This is a genomic window from Streptococcus suis (assembly GCF_002960445.1).
GTDB classification, from domain to species: domain Bacteria; phylum Bacillota; class Bacilli; order Lactobacillales; family Streptococcaceae; genus Streptococcus; species Streptococcus hyiners.
The window spans coordinates 1-299 of record NZ_POJD01000395.1; the positions used below are offsets into that span (position 1 = coordinate 1).

Here is a 299-nt window from a genome sequence, read left to right on the forward strand (position 1 = left end):
GTATCATGTCACTTGCTATGCCAATTGGGTTAATTCTTTCTGCACTCTTTGCTGATAGAATCGGTGTAAATCATTGGTTTTTACTATCAGGTATTTTAATTATTTGCATTGCAATAGTTTGCCCAATGATAAATGAGATTAGAAAATTAGATTTAAAATAAACAATATTGGAGGGATATTTATGTATCTTATTTTCATGTAATTCTTCCTGCTAAAATCGCAGGGTTTTTCCTGCGTACAAGCAAATGAAAGCATGCGATTATAGACAGGAGGAAATGTTATGGAATTAATATTAAAAG

The 299-nt window shown here is 31.1% G+C and carries 1 pseudogene; it reads left to right on the forward strand.

Annotation, left to right across the window (positions count from 1 at the left end):
- A pseudogene (locus C1G53_RS12240) lies at positions 1 to 161 on the forward strand (MFS transporter); the annotation flags it as partial.
- Positions 162 to 299: the final 138 nt, after the last annotated feature.